Source organism: Streptomyces sp. TAA204, from assembly GCF_000424965.1.
In genome coordinates this window covers 60367-79286 of sequence record NZ_AUKW01000003.1, presented here as the reverse complement: position 1 = coordinate 79286, position 18920 = coordinate 60367, and the positions used below count along the sequence as shown (strand labels likewise).

17 protein-coding genes are annotated in these 18920 nt (G+C 69.5%); 7 read left to right on the top strand and 10 right to left on the bottom strand.

The genetic code is table 11. From position 1 onward, the window contains the following. Positions 1 to 112 precede the first annotated feature (112 nt). Together H343_RS0106030 and H343_RS0106025 are read left to right on the top strand one after the other, a co-directional pair. The gene (locus H343_RS0106030) at positions 113 to 799 is read left to right on the top strand and encodes a GntR family transcriptional regulator (protein ID WP_028430411.1); all 687 of its coding nucleotides are present in this window, start codon (positions 113 to 115) and stop codon (positions 797 to 799) included. Beyond that, positions 796 to 2103, top strand: a complete 1308-nt coding sequence (locus H343_RS0106025; RefSeq protein ID WP_028430410.1) for an MFS transporter — start codon at positions 796 to 798, stop codon at positions 2101 to 2103. The genes H343_RS0106030 and H343_RS0106025 overlap by 4 nt, the downstream gene beginning before the upstream one ends. Positions 2104 to 2261: 158 nt before the next feature. On the opposite strand, the gene H343_RS0106020 is transcribed toward H343_RS0106025, so the two are convergent. The 3 genes from H343_RS0106020 to H343_RS0106010 form a co-directional block, all read right to left on the bottom strand. Beyond that, positions 2262 to 3092, bottom strand: coding sequence for a maleylpyruvate isomerase family mycothiol-dependent enzyme (locus tag H343_RS0106020; RefSeq protein ID WP_028430409.1), 831 nt, complete (start codon positions 3090 to 3092; stop codon positions 2262 to 2264). Positions 3093 to 3380: 288 nt separating this feature from the next. Beyond that, positions 3381 to 3863 (bottom strand): LURP-one-related family protein, encoded by a 483-nt coding sequence (locus H343_RS0106015; protein ID WP_028430408.1) that lies wholly within the window; start codon positions 3861 to 3863, stop codon positions 3381 to 3383. 185 nt (positions 3864 to 4048) lie between these two features. Beyond that, positions 4049 to 4696 carry a TetR/AcrR family transcriptional regulator gene (locus tag H343_RS0106010; RefSeq protein ID WP_028430407.1) on the bottom strand — a complete coding sequence of 216 codons (648 nt, stop codon included), beginning with the start codon at positions 4694 to 4696 and terminating at the stop codon, positions 4049 to 4051. A gap of 149 nt (positions 4697 to 4845) precedes the next feature. Here H343_RS0106010 and H343_RS0106005 point away from each other — a divergent pair, with 149 nt between their 5' ends. After that, positions 4846 to 5604 (top strand): SDR family oxidoreductase, encoded by a 759-nt coding sequence (locus H343_RS0106005; protein WP_028430406.1) that lies wholly within the window; start codon positions 4846 to 4848, stop codon positions 5602 to 5604. A gap of 116 nt (positions 5605 to 5720) precedes the next feature. Here H343_RS0106005 and H343_RS0106000 read toward each other — a convergent pair whose 3' ends face one another. The 3 genes from H343_RS0106000 to H343_RS0105990 form a co-directional block, all read right to left on the bottom strand. Continuing rightward, positions 5721 to 5933 (bottom strand): DUF6458 family protein, encoded by a 213-nt coding sequence (locus H343_RS0106000; protein ID WP_028430405.1) that lies wholly within the window; start codon positions 5931 to 5933, stop codon positions 5721 to 5723. Positions 5934 to 6093: 160 nt separating this feature from the next. After that, entirely contained in the window at positions 6094 to 7452 is a 1359-nt protein-coding gene (locus H343_RS0105995; RefSeq protein WP_028430404.1) for a M18 family aminopeptidase, read from the bottom strand. An 87-nt stretch (positions 7453 to 7539) separates the two neighbouring features. Then, positions 7540 to 9381 carry an acyl-CoA dehydrogenase gene (locus H343_RS0105990; protein WP_028430403.1) on the bottom strand — a complete coding sequence of 614 codons (1842 nt, stop codon included), beginning with the start codon at positions 9379 to 9381 and terminating at the stop codon, positions 7540 to 7542. Positions 9382 to 9508: 127 nt separating this feature from the next. Between H343_RS0105990 and H343_RS0105985 the strand changes: the two genes are divergently transcribed. Next, positions 9509 to 10054 carry an SseB family protein gene (locus H343_RS0105985; RefSeq protein WP_028430402.1) on the top strand — a complete coding sequence of 182 codons (546 nt, stop codon included), beginning with the start codon at positions 9509 to 9511 and terminating at the stop codon, positions 10052 to 10054. Positions 10055 to 10156: 102 nt separating this feature from the next. On the opposite strand, the gene H343_RS29100 is transcribed toward H343_RS0105985, so the two are convergent. Continuing rightward, positions 10157 to 12421 (bottom strand): SpoIIE family protein phosphatase, encoded by a 2265-nt coding sequence (locus H343_RS29100; RefSeq protein ID WP_037902668.1) that lies wholly within the window; start codon positions 12419 to 12421, stop codon positions 10157 to 10159. 121 nt (positions 12422 to 12542) lie between these two features. On the opposite strand from H343_RS29100, the gene aspS reads away from it, so the two are divergent. Both aspS and H343_RS0105965 read left to right on the top strand, forming a co-directional pair. Beyond that, positions 12543 to 14306 (top strand): aspartate--tRNA ligase, encoded by a 1764-nt coding sequence (aspS, locus tag H343_RS0105975; RefSeq protein ID WP_028430401.1) that lies wholly within the window; start codon positions 12543 to 12545, stop codon positions 14304 to 14306. A 439-nt stretch (positions 14307 to 14745) separates the two neighbouring features. Beyond that, a complete protein-coding gene (locus H343_RS0105965; protein ID WP_028430400.1) occupies positions 14746 to 14985 on the top strand; it encodes a FitA-like ribbon-helix-helix domain-containing protein in 240 nt (79 codons plus the stop codon). Positions 14986 to 15096: 111 nt separating this feature from the next. On the opposite strand, the gene metG is transcribed toward H343_RS0105965, so the two are convergent. The 3 genes from metG to H343_RS0105950 all read right to left on the bottom strand — a co-directional run bounded on the left by metG (position 15097) and on the right by H343_RS0105950 (position 17716). Then, positions 15097 to 16698, bottom strand: a complete 1602-nt coding sequence (metG, locus tag H343_RS0105960; RefSeq protein ID WP_028430399.1) for a methionine--tRNA ligase — start codon at positions 16696 to 16698, stop codon at positions 15097 to 15099. A 173-nt stretch (positions 16699 to 16871) separates the two neighbouring features. Next, a complete protein-coding gene (locus H343_RS0105955) occupies positions 16872 to 17096 on the bottom strand; it encodes a helix-turn-helix domain-containing protein (RefSeq protein ID WP_028430398.1) in 225 nt (74 codons plus the stop codon). Then, positions 17096 to 17716: a DUF2975 domain-containing protein gene (locus H343_RS0105950; RefSeq protein ID WP_028430397.1), complete on the bottom strand. Its 621-nt coding sequence runs from the start codon at positions 17714 to 17716 to the stop codon at positions 17096 to 17098. Before H343_RS0105950 ends, H343_RS0105955 begins: the two co-directional genes overlap by 1 nt. A 233-nt stretch (positions 17717 to 17949) precedes the next feature. Between H343_RS0105950 and H343_RS0105945 the strand changes: the two genes are divergently transcribed. Next, a complete protein-coding gene (locus tag H343_RS0105945) occupies positions 17950 to 18897 on the top strand; it encodes an endonuclease/exonuclease/phosphatase family protein (protein WP_028430396.1) in 948 nt (315 codons plus the stop codon). Positions 18898 to 18920 lie beyond the last annotated feature (23 nt).

The window sequence follows — 18920 nt, the reverse complement described above, 5'->3', positions numbered from 1 at the left end:
CCTGCCCTGCCCGCAGCTGTCCTGTCCATGGCTCCCCTGCCCTGTCAGCCACCCGCCGTCCGCATCGCGGACGCGTCACCCCATCCATCTGTCTTGTATCTAAGCTGTGCACATGCCAGTTTCCGTCACCGGTTCCACCGATCTCACCACCGGCGCGCTCCGGCAGCCGCCCGCCGCCGAGCGCGTCTACACGCACGTCAAGCGGGCCGTGCTCGACCGGCGCTACGAAGGCGGGATGCTGCTGACCGAGGGCGAACTCGCCGAGGCCGTCGGCGTATCGCGTACCCCCGTGCGGGAGGCGCTGCTCCGCCTGGAGGTCGAGGGGCTCATCAAGCTCTACCCCAAGAAGGGCGCCCTCGTCCTGCCCGTGTCGGCGCAGGAGATCACCGACGTCGTCGAGACACGGCTGCTGGTCGAGCAGCACGCCGCGCGCAAGTCCTCCGAGGAGGCGCACGCCGGGCTCACCGCCCGCCTGGAGGAACTGCTCGCCGAGCAGCGCGCACACGCCGAGGCGGGCGACCTGACAGCCTTCGCCGTGAGCGACCGCTGCTTCCACGCGGAGATAGTCAGAAGCACGGGCAACGAGATCCTCACCCGTCTCTACGACCAACTCCGCGACCGGCAGCTGCGGATGGGCGTCGCCATGATGCACGCACAGCCCGAGCGGATCGCCAAGAGCATCGCCGAACACGCCGAGATCATGGAGGCGGTGCGCGCCGGGGACGCCGAGGCCGCCGCCGGAGCCGTACGCCGCCATGTGACCTGGGTGCGGCACCTGGTGCACGGTGGTGCGCGGTGACCGCTGCCACCTCCCCGGCCGTCCCCTTCCGGGGCGACCCGCCCGGCGGTGCCCGCGGCGTCGCCGTGTGGGGCCTGGGCGTCACCGTCTACTTCGTCGCCATCACCTACCGCACCAGCCTCGGTGTCGCCGCTCTCGACGCCACCGAGCGCTTCGACATCAACGCCTCGGCTCTCTCGACCTTCTCCATCCTCCAGCTGCTCGTCTACGCCGGTATGCAGATACCGGTCGGGCTGCTCGTGGACCGGCTGGGCACGAAGAAGGTACTCACGCTGGGCGTGGTGCTCTTCACCGCCGGCCAGTTCGGCTTCGCGTTCTCGGACTCCTACGCGGCGGCACTGGCCTGCCGCGCGCTGCTGGGCTGCGGCGACGCGATGACCTTCATCAGCGTGCTGCGGCTGGGCTCGCGCTGGTTCCCCGCCCGGCGCGGCCCGATCATCGCCCAGGTCGCCGGGCTCATCGGCATGGCCGGGAACCTGGTGACCACGCTGGTGCTCGCGCGGGTGCTGGGCACCTTCGGCTGGACGCCGACCTTCGCGGGCAGCGCGCTGGCCGGAGTGCTGATCCTCGTGCTCGTCGTGGTCTTCCTCAAGGACCACCCCGAGGGGTACGAACCGGAGCCCGCACCGCACCTGGGCGGCGGCTACGTACGCCGTCAGATCCGGCGGGCCTGGCGGGAGCCGGGCACACGTCTGGGCATGTGGGTGCACTTCACCACCCAGTTCCCCGGGATGGTCTTCCTGCTGCTGTGGGGGATGCCGTTCCTGGTCGAGGGGCACGGACTGAGCCGTGCCGCCGCGGGTGAACTCCTCACCCTCGTCGTGCTGGCGAACATGGTCGTCGGGCTCGTCTACGGGCAGGTCATAGCCCGCCACCACGCCGCCCGCGCACCGCTCGCTCTCGGTACGGTCGCGGTGACGGCCGTGGTGTGGGCCATGGTTCTGCTGTGGCCCGGAGAGGCACCGATGTGGCTGCTGGTGCTGCTGTGTTCGGTGCTGGGGGCCTGCGGACCCGCCTCCATGATCGGCTTCGACTTCGCCCGTCCGGCCAATCCGCCGGAGCGGCAGGGCACGGCCTCCGGGATCGTCAACATGGGCGGTTTCACCGCATCGATGACGACACTTCTGGTGGTCGGCGTTCTGCTGGATCTGACCGGGGGCAGCTTCCGGATCGCATTCGCGTGCGTCTTCGTGCTGCAGGCGCTGGGCGTGACGCAGATCCTGCGGCTGCGCCCGAGCGCGCACCGCCGCGAGCGTGAACGAGTGGTGGCCAGCAGGGTGGAGGCCGTGCACGTCCCCGTGTAGCGCGCGGCGGGGGACGTGCCGGGGACGGACGCGCCGGGGGACGGCCGGGGTCTCACGCAGCGCGCCGCCCGCAGGATTTCACGGGCGGCGCGGCGGCGAACTCTCCCGCGTGAGGGTGCGGGAGCCGCTTCTGCGCGAGGTGACGTCGGCTTCCGCCGTCACGGGGTGACGGCGAAGTTGTCCAGGATCGACTTGGCCAGCTTCGAATCGCCCTCGATCTTCACCTGGTCCGGGACGGCGTCGGGACGTACGCGCCCGGCTGCGAGCCGCACGTACGTCTCCCAGTCCATCGAGAACGTCACCGCGGGGCCCAGGGACGGGCTGCCGTCGACCGTGCCCCGGCCGTCCGCGTCCACCCGGACCGTACGCATGAACTCCAGCGGTCCGCTGACGTCGAAGACGACCGCCGTGTGGGGCGGGGCCGCCGCCTTCTTCGCGACCACCTTCGGCAGTCCGAGCGTGAACAGGTCACGTGCGACGCCGGCGCCCGCGGAGTCGAGGTTCCCCGGTGTGTTCAGAGCCCGGCGCAGGTCCTGTTCGTGCACCCACACGTCGAACGCCCGCAACCGCATCTGGTGTTCGAGGGTGACCTTCGAACCGCCCGGCATGATGTCCCGCACCTCGGTGTCCGGGGTGCGCTTCTCGTTCCGCAGCTGCCGGGAGCGGCGGATGATCGTGTACTCCAGCTCGCTGGTCATCTCCGGACCGGTGTGGTGCCGCCGCACGTCGACCTGGATCTCCATGTGCCGGCTCGGCTCGTCGACGACGTGGTAGAGGTCGCGGGGCAGGGTGTGGATCGGCCGCGGATCGCCCAGAAGCTCGCACTCCATACCGATGATGTGGGAGACCACGTCCCTGACCGACCACCCCGGGCAGGCGGTCCGCCGGTTCCACTCGCCCTCGGCGAGCGGACTCACCAGTTCTGATATCGCTTCGATGGACTCGGTCCAGGCGTCGACGTATGGCTGAAGGCTTGGATGGTCGGTCACGAGACCCCTCGGGCGGTACGGACGTTCGCGGTCTGGGTGCGGTGCTCTCAAGTTACGCTGCGCGAGGGCAGCCCGGCAGTGCTTTTGACTGACGATGCTAGGCCCATTCGTCCCGCTCCAGCGCATCGACGGTGGTACTGTGCGCACCTGTTCGGCGCAGATGCGCACGGAACCGGACGAAGCCCTCAATTCTCTTGCCGGGTACGGCAGTTGGCCGCACCCGCCGCATGCACCCGCACCCGCCGCACCCGTGGCCCGGCAGTGCCGCGCCCCCGCGCGGGGCCGCCCTCAGTCGTCGCCCGCAAGCGCGTCGACGCAGACCGCGACCGACAGCAGCATCGCCACGTCGGTGTCCGGGTGCTCGATCTCGACGGCATAGGTGTCCCGCACCCGGAACCACTTGCGTGAGATGCGGGCTGCCCGCCTCCCGTCGTACTCGATGTCGTACTCCTTGTCGAGGACGCTCCCGTGCACCGTCAGGCGCCCACCGCCGGCGAGCTCGGCCCGGAACCTGTTGCGCAGCGGCGTGAACCGCTTCTTGCGCACCGTGACGACCGTCTCCCCGTCGCGCTCCACCTCCATCGTCGACCGGAGACTGACCATCCTCTTCCGGATGACCGCGACGACGTCCCCCCGCACGTCCTTGAGTTCGAAGGTCTGCCGTACCCGCAGCGCCTTCCCGTCCACGAGGAAGGCGTGCTCCCCGTGCTCGTCGTCGATCCAGAAGTCGTCGCCGATGCCGAAGATCCGTTCACGTACGAGGTATCTCATAGGGTCACGCCTTCCCCGGATGCCCGCGGAATGCGCACCCGGGGCGGGAACGTCGCCGTCGAACATGGCTTCACACGCACGCGTACGCGCCGCCCCCGAACTGAGCGGCACTGACCGGCAGCCCCCGCAGAGTTCCGGGGCTCCGGGGGCGGGCGCCGTCCGCACCCGCAGTGGCGCCGGAGCCCTCAGGAGTGCTGCGAGTCGTTGGCGCTGCGGCCGTAGCGGGCGAGCATCGTCGTGACCGCCTCGTCGACCGCGTGACCGACGTCGGCAGGTGGGGGGCTCCAGCCGGCGAGCAGCATCCGCGGCCACAGGACGTAGTTGGCGATCATGCCGAGGAACTGGTTGGTGGCGCTCTCCGCGTCGGGTACCACCGCAGTGCCCGCGGCGTGCTGGGCCTCCAGGTAGTGCTGGACGGAGATGAAGTAGGGCAGCTTGCCCAGCTCGAACTGAGCCCGTCCCAGTTCCGGGAAGCGCGGCAGTTCGGCGATGACGATGCGGAAGAGGGCCGCCATCGCGGGCCGGCCGATCAGGTCGGCGTACTGGCGGCCGATGGTGCTCAGGCCGGCGCGCAGGTCACCGGGCTGCGTCGCGGGGGCCGCCGGGTCCGGCCCGCCCTTCCAGTACTCGGTGACGATGGCTTCGAAGAGCGCTGCCTTGGTGGGGAACTGCTTGAACAGCGTGGACTTCGAGACGGCCGCTTCCTGCGCGATCTTCGCCAGCGAGGTCCCGTCGTAGCCCCGTTCCAGGAACAGCTTCGTGGCCGCTGCGGTGATCGCCTCGCGCTTGCGATGAGCGAGTCGTTGATGGTGCGCGGAGAGTCCTGCGGTCATGGGATCAGTATGACTCATCACGAGGCGAGTCACTTGACTCGCCACTGCGCGGATGTTTACGTGGTCAGGGAGGCGAGTCACTCGACTCGCATTCGGTCGGCGGGAGCACTCCCAGCCGGCGTCGTTCCGTTCCGGAAAGAGAAGCACTCATGGAGTCAGGCAAGATCGCATTGGTGACCGGCGGCAATCGCGGGCTGGGCCGGGCTACGGCCCTGGCGCTGGCCCGGCACGGGCTGCGCGTCATCGTCACCTGCCGCGGCGACGCGCAGGAGGCCGAGGAGACGGTCAAGAACGTTCAGGAATCCGGCGCCACGGCTGCCGCGCTGCGGCTGGACATCAGCGACGTGGCCTCCTTTCCCGCCTTCGTCTCCCACCTGGCTGCGCAACTGGAGCGCTGGGACGCGACCCGGCTGGATGTCCTGGTCAACAATGCCGGGATCGGGCTGTTCGGACCGTTGGAAGCGGTCACGGTCGACGACTTCGACGCGGTGATGGACACCAACGTGCGCGGCACTTTCTTCCTCACCCAGGCGCTTGCGCCCCTGCTGGCCGACGGGGGACAGATCATCAACGTCTCCTCCTCCCTCAGCCGCCACACCAGTGCCGGCACCTCGGTCTACTCGGCATCCAAGGCGGCGGTCGAGGTTCTCAGCCGGACATTGGCCGTGGAGCTGGGGGCGCGCGAGATCCGCGTCAACGCCGTCGCGCCGGGGCCGACAGCCACCGACTTCAACGGCGGCGCCATGCGGGACGACGCGCAGATGCGCGAGGGACTGAGCGCGCAGACCGCGCTCGGCCGCGTCGGTCGACCGCAGGAGATCGGCGACGCGATTGCCGCGCTCGCCTCCGAGGACCTGCGATGGGTCACCGCCCAGCGCCTCGAGGTGTCCGGTGGCGCCCTGTTGTAGGGCCCCGGCCACACCGTGTGCCCGTCCCGCACCTGGCAGAACCGGGAGATGTATCAGACGCGGGCCTTCGTGCCACCCCGGCGGGACGGTTGCTTGGGTCTGCCGGCGGCGCGCGCTCAGTCGAGGTGGCGGCGCTCCTCCTCGACGACCATCGGTGCCGCCGCCCTGCGCCGCTTGAAGATGCTGATGTAGACGGAGAGACCGATGAGCCCGGCGGCGATCAGTACGAGGCCCACCACGTTGAGATCGACGACGTCCGTGTTCCAGTCGACGGCCAGCGTGAGAATGGCTCCCAACGCCAGCATGCCGATGCAGAAGACGATGCCCATGGTTCCCTGCCTCCGATTGGCGTCCGTACATCGCCCGGGTACCCGCCGTCGACGGCGTCAATCAGCGAGGCGGACCAACGCGGCGCCGGGGACCGGGACTCGGCGGGTGCCCGTCCGGACTCCCTCTCTCGCGGCCTGTGTTGGGGTCGGCTGCGGGCGGTCAGCCGCTGAGGAAACCGCCCAGGCACCTGGTGAGCAGGTAGGGGTCCTCGGCGCCGCACAGTTCGCGTGCCGAGTGCATCGAGAGGATCGCCACACCGATGTCGACCGTCGAAATGCCGTGCCGGGCGGAGGTGATGGGCCCGATCGTGGTGCCGCACGGCATCGCGTTGTTGGAGACGAACGCCTGCCAGGGCACGCCTGCCCGCTCGCACGCGGCGGTGAAGACGGCACGGCCGGGGCCGTCAGTGGCGTAGCGCTGGTTGACGTTGACCTTGAGGATCGGCCCGGCGTTGGGCATCGGGTGGTGCCCGGGGTCGTGCCGTTCGGGGTAGTTGGGGTGCACGGCGTGTCCGGTGTCCGAGGAGAAGCAGACGCTTCCCGCCAGCGCGCGTGCCCGCTCCTCCCAGGAGCCGCCCCGGGTGCGGACGGAACGCTCCAGCACCGTTCCCAGGAGCGGCCCGTCCGCGCCGGTGTCGGACTGGCTGCCGTTCTCCTCGTGGTCGAAGGCGGCCAGTACGGGGATGGCGGGCAGTTCCTGCTGCCCGGCGGCCTCCGCCAGCGCGACCGCCCCCGCGTGCACGGACAGCAGGTTGTCCATGCGGGGGCCCGCCAGCAGTTCCTCGTCCCGGCCCAGATAGGCGGGCGGTTCCACGCTGTGCACCATCAGGTCCCAGCCGGTGATCTGTTCGGCGGGGATGCCGGCCTGCTCGCCGACGAAGCGGATCAACTCGCCCTCGCCGGGCGTCCCGAGTCCCCACACGGGGGTCATGTGGCGCTGGCGGTCGAGCTTGAGCCCGTCGTTGGCCTGGCGGTCCAGGTGGACGGCGAGCTGGGGTACGCGCAGCAGCGGGCGGTCGATGTTCACCAGCCGTGTCGAGCCGTCGCGCAGGCTCAGGCGTCCGGCCAGACCGAGGTCCCGGTCGAGCCAGGTGTTGAGGAGCGTGCCGCCGTAGATCTCCACACCGATCTGGCGCCAGCCGCCGCTGCCGGAGTCCGGTACGGGCTTGACCCGCAGGTTGGGCGAGTCGGTGTGGGCCCCGACGATGCGGTACGGCGTCGCGGGACCGGCGCCCGGCGGCACGTACCAGGCGATCAGCGCGCCCCCGCGCAGCACGTAGTGGCCCCCTCCGCGCGTCGCGCCACCGCCTTCCCGCTGCCCTTCGGAGCCGGATGCGGGCCAGGCGTCCTCTTCGCCGAGCTGCCGGAAGCCTGCCTCTTCCAGCAAGTCGGCCGCGTTGCGCACCGCGTGGTACGGGGTGGGCGAGGCCGAGAGGAAACGGATGAGGCCGTCGCTGTGGTCGCGGGCCGGGCCGGGCGGAGGGGTCTCCGTGGAGGGCTGCTGCGGGCTAGGGGTCATGAGATCAGCATACGAAGGCGGAACGTCCTTCCCCTTCCCCGACGGGAGGAGAAGGACGTTCCGCGTGTGGGAGTCGTCCGAGGCGGCTCAGAAGGCCGCTTCGTCCAGCTCCATCACGGACGCGTCGATGTTCTCGGCCAGCGCGCGCTCCACCGCCAGCGAGGGCAGGACGGATGTGGCGAAGAACTTCGCGGCGGCGACCTTGCCCTCGTAGAAGGCCCTGTCCTTGGCGGACAGGGGCTTCACCGAGGTCTCGGAGAGCTTCTCCGCCGCGACCGTCGCGCCGCGCAGCAGCAGGTAGCCGATGACGACGTCGCCGGAGGCGAGCAGGAAGCGCGTGGTGTTGAGGCCGACCTTGTAGATGGACTTGACGTCCTTCTCGGTGGCGGCGAGGTCGGTCAGCATCGTGCCGACTATGGCCTCCAGGTTCACGGCCGCGCGGGAGAGCTCCTCGCGTGCGTCGGCCAGGTCCTCGCCGCCCTGTGCCTCGGCCAGGAACTTCTTGATCTCCTCGGACAGCGTGGTGAGGGCCTGTCCCTGGTCGCGGACGACCTTGCGGAAGAAGTAGTCCTGGCCCTGGATCGCGGTGGTGCCCTCGTAGAGGGTGTCGATCTTGGCGTCCCGGATGTACTGCTCGATCGGGTACTCCTGCAGATAGCCGGAGCCGCCGAGGGTCTGGAGCGACTGCGCGAGCTGCTCGTAGGACTTCTCGGAGCCGTAGCCCTTCACGATCGGCAGGAGGAGGTCGTTCATGCGCTGCGCAGCGGAGGCGTCCTCACCGCGGAACTCCTTGAGCATGATCTCGTCCTGCACGGACGCGGTGTAGAGCACGAGCGAGCGCATGCCCTCCGCGTACGCCTTCTGCGTCATCAGCGAGCGGCGCACGTCGGGGTGGTGCGTGATGGTGACGCGGGGCGCGGTCTTGTCGGTGAACTGCGCCAGGTCGGCGCCCTGTACGCGCTCCTTGGCGTACTCCAGGGCGTTGAGGTAGCCCGTGGAGAGCGTCGCGATGGCCTTCGTGCCCACCATCATCCGCGCGAACTCGATGATCTTGAACATCTGGCGGATGCCGTCGTGCTTCTCGCCCAGCAGCCAGCCCTTGGCGGGGGCGTTGGCACCGAACGTCATCTCGCAGGTGTTGGAGACCCGCAGGCCCATCTTGTGCTCGACGTTGGTGGCGTGGACGCCGTTGCGCTCGCCGAGTTCACCGCTGTCCCAGTCGAAGCCGTACTTCGGGACGATGAAGAGGGACAGGCCCTTGGTGCCCGGGCCGTGCCCCTCGGGGCGGGCGAGGACGAAGTGCACGATGTTCTCGGACATGTCGTGCTCACCGGAGGTGATGAAGCGCTTGACGCCCTCGATGTGCCAGGTGCCGTCGTCCTGCTGCACGGCCTTGGTGCGGCCGGCGCCCACGTCCGAGCCCGCGTCCGGCTCGGTGAGCACCATGGTGGAGCCCCACTGCTTCTCCGCCATCAGCTTGGCGATCTTCATCTGCTCCTCGGTGCCCTCCTCGTGGATGACACCGGCGAAGGCCGGACCGGAGGCGTACATCCACACGGCGGGGTTGGCCCCGAGGATCGTCTCGGCGAAGCCCCACAGCAGCGAACGCGGCGCCGTGGTGCCGCCGATCTCCTCCGGGATGCCCAGACGCCACCACTCGGCGTCCATGTACGCCTGGTAGCTCTTCTTGAACGCGGCGGGGACGGGCGCGGTGTTGGTCTCCGGGTCGAAGACGGGCGGGTTGCGGTCGGAGTCCTCGTAGGACTCGGCCAGTTCGTTCTCCGCGAGGCGCGCGATCTCTGCCAGCACGCTCTTGGCGGTGTCCACGTCCATCTCCGCGAACGGTCCGGTGCCGTACACCGTGTCGCGACCGAGCACCTCGAAGAGGTTGAACTCGATGTCGCGGAGATTCGACTTGTAGTGCCCCATGGCAACGGCTCCGTGTGGTCTCGCTCGCCGGACAAGTGGTCAGTGTGTCTTGCCTACGATGATGCTACCCGTCGGTAATAAGAAGCAAGCCCCAATCCGCCAACTGTGACTGGTTACTCTTTCTCCTATGTACGGCTACGACCAGACCGCGTCCGCAGGGCAGGGCTATCAGCACGGCGGGCAGCAGCACGGACACCAGCAGTACATGGCCCACCAGACCGCCCCACCTCCCTACGGCCAGCAGGGGCAGCACGGGCAGCAGGGCCAGCACGGCCAGCACGGCAACGGAGCGCCGCTCTACCCCGAGCCGTCGTCCCCGCCCTCCCTCCGCGAGACGGTGAAGGCCTTCACCAACGGGACGCTGACCAGCGAGGACTTCCAGTCGATCTTCTCCACCTCGAAGGTCTACTGCCCGCGCGGCGAGACCCCGGGCTTCCTCGCGCTGCACAACACCCAGCAGCCGGTGATCCCGATGTTCACCACCCTCAAGGAGCTGCGCCGCTACGCCGGCAAGGAGTCCCGGTACTTCGTGATCACGGGCGCCGAGGTGCTGGACCTGCTTCCGTCCGGCTACGGCTTCGTGCTGGACATGGAGGGCGAGCACCGGGTGGTCTTCGACGCCAAGGCCGTCGAGGAGATGGTCGACTTCGCGATGCGGCGCATGTACGGCTGAACGCCGAACGGGCCGAACGGGCCGAACGGGCCGACGCGGGCGGCCGGTTCGTCCGGGAGGCGGTGCCCGGCCCGCGCGTGCGCCCGCCGCCGTCCACGCCGCTCAGTTCACCGGCGGATCGTCCTCGCGCATCTCGAACCAGATGGACTTGCCCTCGCCCCTCGGGTCCACGCCCCACGCGCCGGCCAGCATCTCCATCATCACCAACCCCCGCCCCGACGAGGCCAGTTCGCCCGGAGTGCGGCGGTGCGGCAGTGCGTCGCTGCTGTCGCCGACCTCGACCCGCAGCACCCGGCTCCCGCGCGGGCCGCTGCACTCGGCGACCACCAGCGCGTCGCCCTCCGTGTGCACCAGGACGTTGGTCAGCAGCTCCGAGAGCATCAGCACGGCGGCGTCGATCTGCTCCTCGTGCACCCAGTCGTAGAGCATGCCCTGGAGCTGGTGGCGCGCCTCGCCGATCCGGTCCGGCTCGGCCTGGGCGACCGTGAGCGTCGTACGCCGTGTCACGCCCTCCGCGGCCTCGGTCCGCTCCGCCGCGTAGGCGGGGTCGAGGGAGAGCAGCAGCACAGCCATGTCGTCCTCGCGCCGGTCGGCGAGCGGACCCGCCTCGTCGCCGTTGAACGGGGCGTGCGAGGTCTCGACCAGGGCGTTCGCGAACCTCTCCAGATCCTCCGGTGCCCGCGCCCCCTCGGTCTCCTCCTCGGAGACCTGCCGGATGCGGCGCCAGCCGGAGTCGATGGTGTGACCACCGGCCTCGATGAGCCCGTCCGTGCACGCCAGCAGCGTCTCGCCCGGATCCAGCACCAGCCGCGTCGTCGGGTACTCCGTTCCCGGTTCGATGCCGAGCGGCAGCCCGCCGGCCGTGGGCCGGATCAGCATGGTCCCGTCGGCCAGCCACAGCGCCGGGTCGGGGTGCCCGGCACGGGCGATGTCGAGGATGCCGGAGACGGGGTCGGCCTCCATGTAGAGGCAGGTGGCGAAGCGGTCGTCCTCGGAGTGGTCCTCACCCTCCGCGCCGCCCGGCATCAGCTCCGGATGCCCCATGCCCGCCAGGAAGCGGGAGGCGCGGGAGAGGACAGCGTCGGGGCGGTGACCCTCAGCCGCGTACGCCCGCAGCGCGATCCGCAGCTCCGCCATGATCCCCGCGGCCCGTACGTCGTGCCCCTGCACGTCGCCGATCACCAGTGCCGTACGGCCCGAGGGCAGGGGGATCACGTCGTACCAGTCGCCGCCCACCTCCAGGCCGCCGCCCGAGGGCACGTAACGGGCCGCCAGCCGCATCCCCTCGATGAACGGCCTGCGCGCGGGCCGCAGGGTGCGCTGCAGCCCGGCGGCGAGCTGCAGCTCGGTCTCGTGCATGGACGTGCGCGAGATCGCCTGGGCCAGCATCCGGGCGACGTTCACCAGCATGGACCGCTCTTCGGTGGAGAAGTCGAGGGGCTCGCCGAAGGCCACCATCCACGCGCCCAGGACGCGGTTGGAGACCGCCAGGGGCAGGAACGCCCACGCTTGGTTGCCGACCCGTTCCACCTTCGGCCAGACAGCCGGATACCGGCTCCGGTAGTCGGCGGGTGCCGGGAGGTAGATCGCCCGTCCCGTCCGGCAGACCTCGGCTGCCGGGTGGTCGGCCTCCACGGACATCTCGATGAAGGGCAGCAGATGCTGCGGCACGGGCCGCTGGCCGTGGGTGCCCACCAGCGTGAGCTGGTCGCCCTCCAGGCTGAAGACCGCGAGTGCCCTGGGTGTGAAGCCGGGCATGGCCAGAGAGGCCGCCACCCGCAGCACCTCGGCGGTCGTACGCGCCTCAGCCAGGGCGCGGCCGGTGTACATCAGGAACGCCTCACGGCTGAGCTGCTCGTCCTGCGGGGGACGCGGGGGTTCGGCGGGGGAGTCCGGAATCTCGGAGACCGTCCCGATCATGGACAGCGCCGCGCCCTCCCCCTGCGGCGTCATCCGCACCCGCACCGTCCGCAGGACGCTGCCGTCCTCGGCGACGACCCGCAGCACCGACTCGGCGAGATTCCACTCGGTCAGGGCGAGGGTGGCCGTGGACATCAGCTCCACGTAGTCGGCGACGTGGATGCACGACCGGACGGTCATCTCCGGGAGCGTGAGCGTCTCACCGGGGAGGTCCGGGCTGTCGTCGGGGGGACCGGGGGCCGAGTGGGCGGACGGCCCCCCGGACGGTTCCGCGGGGCGGTCCGTGCCGGGACTTTCCGCGGGCACGGAGACCGGCCTCGTCCCCTCCTGCCTGGCCGGAATGCCGAGGAGGTGTGCGGTGAACAGGTCGACGGTGGAGGCACCGGTCGTACCGTCCCAGCGCCAGAGGCCGGTCCCGCTGGCCCTGAGCACGTCCTCGGTGCGCATTGCCCCACTTTATGTTGCTTCTGGAAAGCAGGGCGAGTGGGGCTGAGCCAGGGCGGTACTCTGAGGGCCGACCTCCGAGTAACTGTCACGAGTGACTGCCGATCCGACGACTGGATGAATGATGCATCGGTACCGTTCCCACACCTGCGGTGAGCTTCGTGCCCCGGACGTCGGAACCGACGTCCGGCTGAGCGGGTGGCTGCACAACAGGCGGAACCTGGGCGGCATCCTCTTCATCGACCTGCGCGACCACTACGGCATCGTGCAGCTCGTCGTACGGCCGGAGCACACTGAGGTGCACGACCGGCTCAGCTCGCTGTCGAAGGAGTCCGTCCTCCGCGTGGACGGCCGGGTCAGCGCACGCGGTGCCGACAACGTCAACCCCGAGCTGCCCACCGGCGACATCGAGGTCGAGGTCGCCGACGTGGAGGTGCTGAGCGGGGCCGAGCAGATCCCCTTCACGATCAACGCCGAGGACGGGGTCAACGAGGAGAGGCGCCTGGAGCACCGCTTCCTCGACCTGCGCCGCGAGCGCATGCACCGCAACATCATCCTGCGCTCGCAGGTCATCTCGAAGATCCGCGAGAAGATGGCAGGCCAGGGCTTCAACGAGCTGGCGACGCCGATCCTCTCCGCCACCTCCCCCGAGGGCGCCCGCGACTTCCTCGTACCCTCGCGGCTGCACGCCGGGAAGTTCTACGCGCTGCCGCAGGCGCCTCAGCAGTTCAAGCAGCTGCTGATGATCGCCGGCTTCGACCGGTACTTCCAGATCGCGCCCTGCTTCAGGGACGAGGACGCCCGCGCGGACCGCTCCCCCGGAGAGTTCTACCAGCTCGACATGGAGATGAGCTTCGTCGAGCAGGAGGACGTCTTCGAGGTCATCGAGAAGGTGATGACCGACCTCTTCCGGGAACTGGGCGGCGGACGGGAGTGCACCTCGCCCTTCCCGCGCGTCCCCTTCCGCGAGGCGATGCTCAAGTACGGCTCCGACAAGCCCGATCTGCGCGCCCAGCTCGAACTGGTCGACGTCTCCGACGTCTTCGAGGGCTCGGGCTTCAAGGCGTTCGCCGGCAAGCACGTACGGGCGCTGGCGGTCCCGGACACGGCTGACCAGCCGCGCAAGTTCTTCGACCAGATGGGCGAGTTCGCCGTCGAGCAGGGCGCCAAGGGGCTCGCCTGGGTCCGCGTCGGTGAGGACCGCGGCCTGACCGGCCCCATCGCCAAGTTCCTCGACGAGAACGACGTCTCGCAGCTTCTGACGGTGCTGAAGGCCGAGCCCGGCACGGCGGTCTTCTTCGGCGCGGGGGAGTTCGACGAGGTATCGAAGATCATGGGCGCGGTCCGTGTCGAGGCCGCCAAGCGCACCGGACACTTCGAGGAAGGCGTCTTCCGCTTCTGCTGGATCGTCGACTTCCCGATGTTCGAGAAGGACGAGGAGACCGGCGAGATCGAGTTCTCGCACAACCCCTTCTCCATGCCGCAGGGCGGGCTGGAGGCGCTGCGCACGAAGGACCCGCTGGACGTCCTCGCCTGGCAGTACGACATCGTCTGCAACGGCGTCGAACTCTCCTCGGGCGCCATCCGGAACCACGAACCCGAGATCATGTTCGAGGCGTTCGGGATCGCGGGCTATTCGCAGGAGGACGTCGAGCGTGAATTCGGCGGCATGCTGCGCGCGTTCCGCTTCGGCGCCCCGCCGCACGGCGGCATCGCCCCGGGAATCGACCGCATCGTGATGCTGCTCGCGGACGAGCCCAACATCCGCGAGACGATCGCCTTCCCGCTCAACGGCAACGCGCAGGACCTGCTGATGGGCGCCCCCAGCGAGGTCGACGAGGCCCGCCTGAAGGAGCTGCACCTGTCGGTGCGCAAGCCGAAGCTGTAGGGGGGCGGCGCGAGCGGCGTCCGCGTCGCCGGTCCCTGCCGTGAAGCGGCCGTGTCACGGTTGCCGCAGATCCACGACGGTGTAGGAGTCGAGGCGCACGACCAGCTGCCCGGCGCGTGTCCAGCGGATGCGGGAATCGTCGTAGCTCACTGCGGCGGCTGTCCATGCACAGGGACGAGGGTGGCCCGGCCGGTAGAGCGCGCCGTGCACGCCCGCCGGTGTGTGCGCCCGTACGCGTAACGCCACGGAGCGCTGTTGCAGATGCGGGCAGATCCGCACGGACTGCACGGCGCACGGCTCGCAGACCGGCGGGTGGGAGGTGGTGAGGTCGTCCGGCCAACTGCGAGGGCCGCCCGCGCCCCGCCGGCGACCCCATTTCCGGCTCGGTGGCCAGCGAACGGTGTGCACAAGCGCTGGAACAGCGCTGGAGAATGCATGCATGCCTAATGTGCAGGTCAGGAATCTCGACGACAACGCATACGCCATACTGCGTCGGCGCGCGGCGGAATCGGGCCGGTCACTTCAGGAGTATCTGAGGGTCACCTTGGAGCGGCAGGCGCAGCGCCAGTCCGCCGAAGAGGTACTTGGCGCCGCTCGCGCGGAGCTGACCGAGCCGGTGTCGATGGAGGCCATCCTTGAGGCGCAGCGTGACGGGCGGGAAGGCAGGAGCGGCGAGTGATCGTCGTCGACGATGCGGTGCTGATCGCTGCCCTCGTCGATGCGGGGCCCGACGGAACTGCCCGGTGAGCCTGACCACGACCGTGCTCACCGGGCGTACGGGGATGCCGCCTCAGTCCTCCAGCCGCGGGAAGAGCACCGCGCCCTTGGTGACCGTCGCGCCCGCCGGGAGCTGTCCCCAGCGGGCCGCGTCGCCCACGCGCTGGTCCGCCAGCGGGCCGAGGTGCGGTTCGGCGCCCAGCGACTCCCACAGCTTGCCCGACGTCTGAGGCATCACCGGGTTCAGCAGAACCGCGCAGGCGCGCAGCGACTCGGCTGCCGTGTAGAGGATCGTCGCCAGCCGTGCCTGCGCCTCGGCGGACTCGTCCTTGGCGACCTTCCACGGGGCCTGCTCCGTCAGATAGCCGTTGACCTGCTTGACGAAGTCGAAGACCGCGGCGATGCCGCCGGCGAAGTCCAGTTGCTCGCCGATGCGTTCGTCCGCCTCGGCGACGGCCTTGGCCAGCCCGTCGGTGATCGCCTGCTCCGCCTCGCCGCTCGCCGTGGCCTCCGGCAGGGCCCCGCCGAAGTACTTGCCGACCATGGCCGCGACGCGGGAGGCGAGGTTGCCGTAGTCGTTGGCCAGTTCGCTGGTGTAGCGGGCGGTGAAGTCCTCCCAGGAGAAGGAGCCGTCCTGCCCGAAGGCGATGGCCCGCAGGAAGTACCAGCGGTAGGCGTCCACGCCGAAGTGGCTCGTGAGCTGCTGCGGCGAAATGCCCGTCAGGTTCGACTTCGACATCTTCTCGCCGCCGACCATCAGCCAGCCGTTCGCGGCGATCTTCCCCGGCAGCGGGAGGCCGTTGGCCATCAGCATCGCCGGCCAGATCACCGCGTGGAAGCGGAGGATGTCCTTGCCCACCAGGTGCACGTCCGCGGGGAAGGTCCGCTCGAAGCGTTCCTGGTCCGCGCCGTAGCCCACAGCGGTGGCGTAGTTGAGCAGCGCGTCGATCCACACGTAGATGACGTGCTTGTCGTCCCAGGGCACCTTCACGCCCCAGTCGAACGTCGAGCGGGAGATCGACAGGTCCTCCAGGCCCTGGCGTACGAAGTTCACGACTTCGTTCCGCGCGGACTCGGGCTGGATGAACTCCGGGTGCTGCTCGTAGTGCTCCAGGAGCTTCGGGCCGTACTCGGACAGCTTGAAGAAGTAGTTCTCCTCCTGGAGCATCTCCACCGGCGCCCGGTGGATGGGGCACAGCTTCTGCCCGGCGAACTCCCCTTCGCCCTCCAGCAGTTCGCCGTAGGTCTTGTACTCCTCGCAGCCCACGCAGTACGGGCCCTCGTAGCCGCCCTGGTAGATCTCGCCCTTGTCGTAGAGATCCTGGACGAACTCGCGGACACGCGCCGTGTGCCGATCCTCCGTGGTGCGGATGAAGTCGTCGTTCTTGATCCCCAGATGCTCCCAGAGGGGCTTCCACGCCTCCTCGACGAGCTTGTCGCACCACTCGCGCGGGGAGACCCCGTTCGCCTGGGCGGTGCGCATGACCTTCTGACCGTGCTCGTCCGTGCCGGTGAGGTACCACACCTTCTCGCCGCGCTGACGGTGCCAGCGCGTGAGGACGTCGCCTGCGACGGTCGTATAGGCGTGGCCCAGGTGCGGAGCGTCGTTGACGTAGTAAATGGGGGTCGTGACGTAGTACGCCTTCGATCCCTGCTCTGATCCAGTGGCCGCCATGCCGAAAGCCTATCGGCCCGCCCGCAGATGCAGCGAAGCGGTTACACACCGTGAGTGTCTGCGTCGCTCGGGTCGTCGACGGCGGAAATGTGCCGGGAATCCGGGCCCGGGGCCGCACGGCTGACGACGTGCGCGACGGATCGGTACCCGGCCGTCAGGTCTCCGGGAGAGGTTCAGTCTCTGCGGATGCTGAGCAGGTCGCCGGGCTGGCAGTTCAGTTCGCGGCAGATCGCGGTGAGGGTGGAGAAGCGGATGGCCTTCGCCCGGTCGTTCTTGAGAATGGAGAGGTTGACCACCGTCACCCCGACCCTGGCTGCGAGTTCGGACAGGGTCATGCCGCGCTCGGCCAGCAGTCGGCCCAGGTGGACCTGGACCCGGTGCTCCTCTTCCGGTGGCATCAGACCAACCCCTCGGTATCGGCGCGCAGCTTCGTTCCGCGCCGGAAGACTTCTCCCAGCGCCAGGATGAGGAAGGCCAGCAGTATGTACTCGCCGGTGAAGCTGACCGAGAACGGGACCTGCTCGGCCATGGGGGTGTCGCGCACCAGCATTTCCGTGGTGAGCGCCGGCAGCACCGGGGCAAGGACGGCCTGCACCAGAACCGTGAGCCCTATGACACTCAGGCGTCGTGCGTTCACCGGCACGAAGACGTCGCCGCCGCTCAGGGTCCGGGCCATCTTGAAAAGGAGGGCCAGGATGAGGAGCAGAAGCAGGCTGCCGACGATTCCCGGCAGGACGAGCAGCAGGCGCTGCCCCACGTCGGGGGCGGTGAGGACGAGATCCGCCCGGTGTGTGCCGGTCAGGGTCATGCCGTGGCCCGTCACCGCGTCGGTCACGGTTCCCGGTATCCGGGTCGCCGTCCCGGCCTCGACTTCGCGGGTGTCCGCCGGATCCGACTGACCGGCCACCCCGAGGGCCGGAAGCAGTACTCCGAAGACGCCGACCAGCACACCAGTCAGGCCGACAGCCGCCTCCAGCAGCCGGCTGTCGGTCTGGCTCCACCAGGACTTGGCACCCATGATTCCCCCCTGTCCGCCGAAGCGTATCGCTTATCGATACCATCGATAAACGATACGCTTCATGTCAAGTGGATGTACCTGCAGGAAGCGCGGTGTGCGCCTGCTCCCAGGCGCACAGAGGCGTGCAACACGGGCGTCGGTGCGGGAGACGCCTCCACCGGAGAGCTGTTGACGCCCCCCGCGCGCCTCTGCATGCTTGCGCGCGTACAGAACTTCACACACGGGGACCGGACATGGAGGGCGTCATCCGTCGCGTGATTGCTCCGCCGGGCGGTGCCGTGGCGGCGGCGGGCCTCATCGCCGTGGGCCTGCTGCTCGCCTCCTGCGCGACGGACCCCCCGCCCGGGAAGCCGGAGTCGCAGGAGGGCGCCTACACCATCGGCCAGTTCAACATGGCCGGCGGGACGACCGAGCACGGCGCGAAGGGCCATGTGGCCCCCGACGCCCTCGCCGCGGACGTGCAGGACCGCGAGCCGGCGTTCGTCTCGCTGCAAGAGACGTGCCGTGACTGGACCGAGAGGCTGGAGGAGCGGCTGCCCGGTTACACGGTGCTCTTCAGTCCCGTCGACAACCTCGCCAGGAACCCCGGGAGCCCAGCCCGCTGTCATCACCCCACCGACTTCGGCAACGGTCTCGTCCTCCGCGACGACGTGGGCTTCGACGAGGACGACCCCGACGTGCACCGGCTGGGCTCCACCTCCGGTGACGAGTACCGCGAGATGGTCTGTGTGCGCTCGCAGTCACGGAAGGCTGTCGCCTGCTCGGCTCATCTGACGCCCGGCCGTGGCGAGTACCTGGCGAGCCGGAAGCGGGAGACGGCGAAGGTGCGGCGCGTGCTGGCGTCCGAGTATCCGGGTCACTCCGTCCTCCTCGGCGGGGACATCAACGACCTCCCCCTGTCCGGTGTCCTGGGCGGCCTCTATCACCGCGACTACGGTGGCGGGGCGCGCGGCGGGCTCAAGGAGGCCGCGAGTCCCTGCGGAGACGAGGTCGGGCGGGAGCACCGGACGGCGCAGGTGCCGCGGGACCGGTACGAGCCGTGCAGGTCCGGGGAGCCCACCCACAGCAAGGGGAAGATCGACTACCTCTTCGTGTCTCCGTCGGTGCAGGTGAAGTGGAGCCGTGTGACGTACGCGGAACACTCCGACCACAAGCAGGTCTGGGCGGGCGTGGTCCTGTGACGGACCAGTGGTCCGCCGCCCTC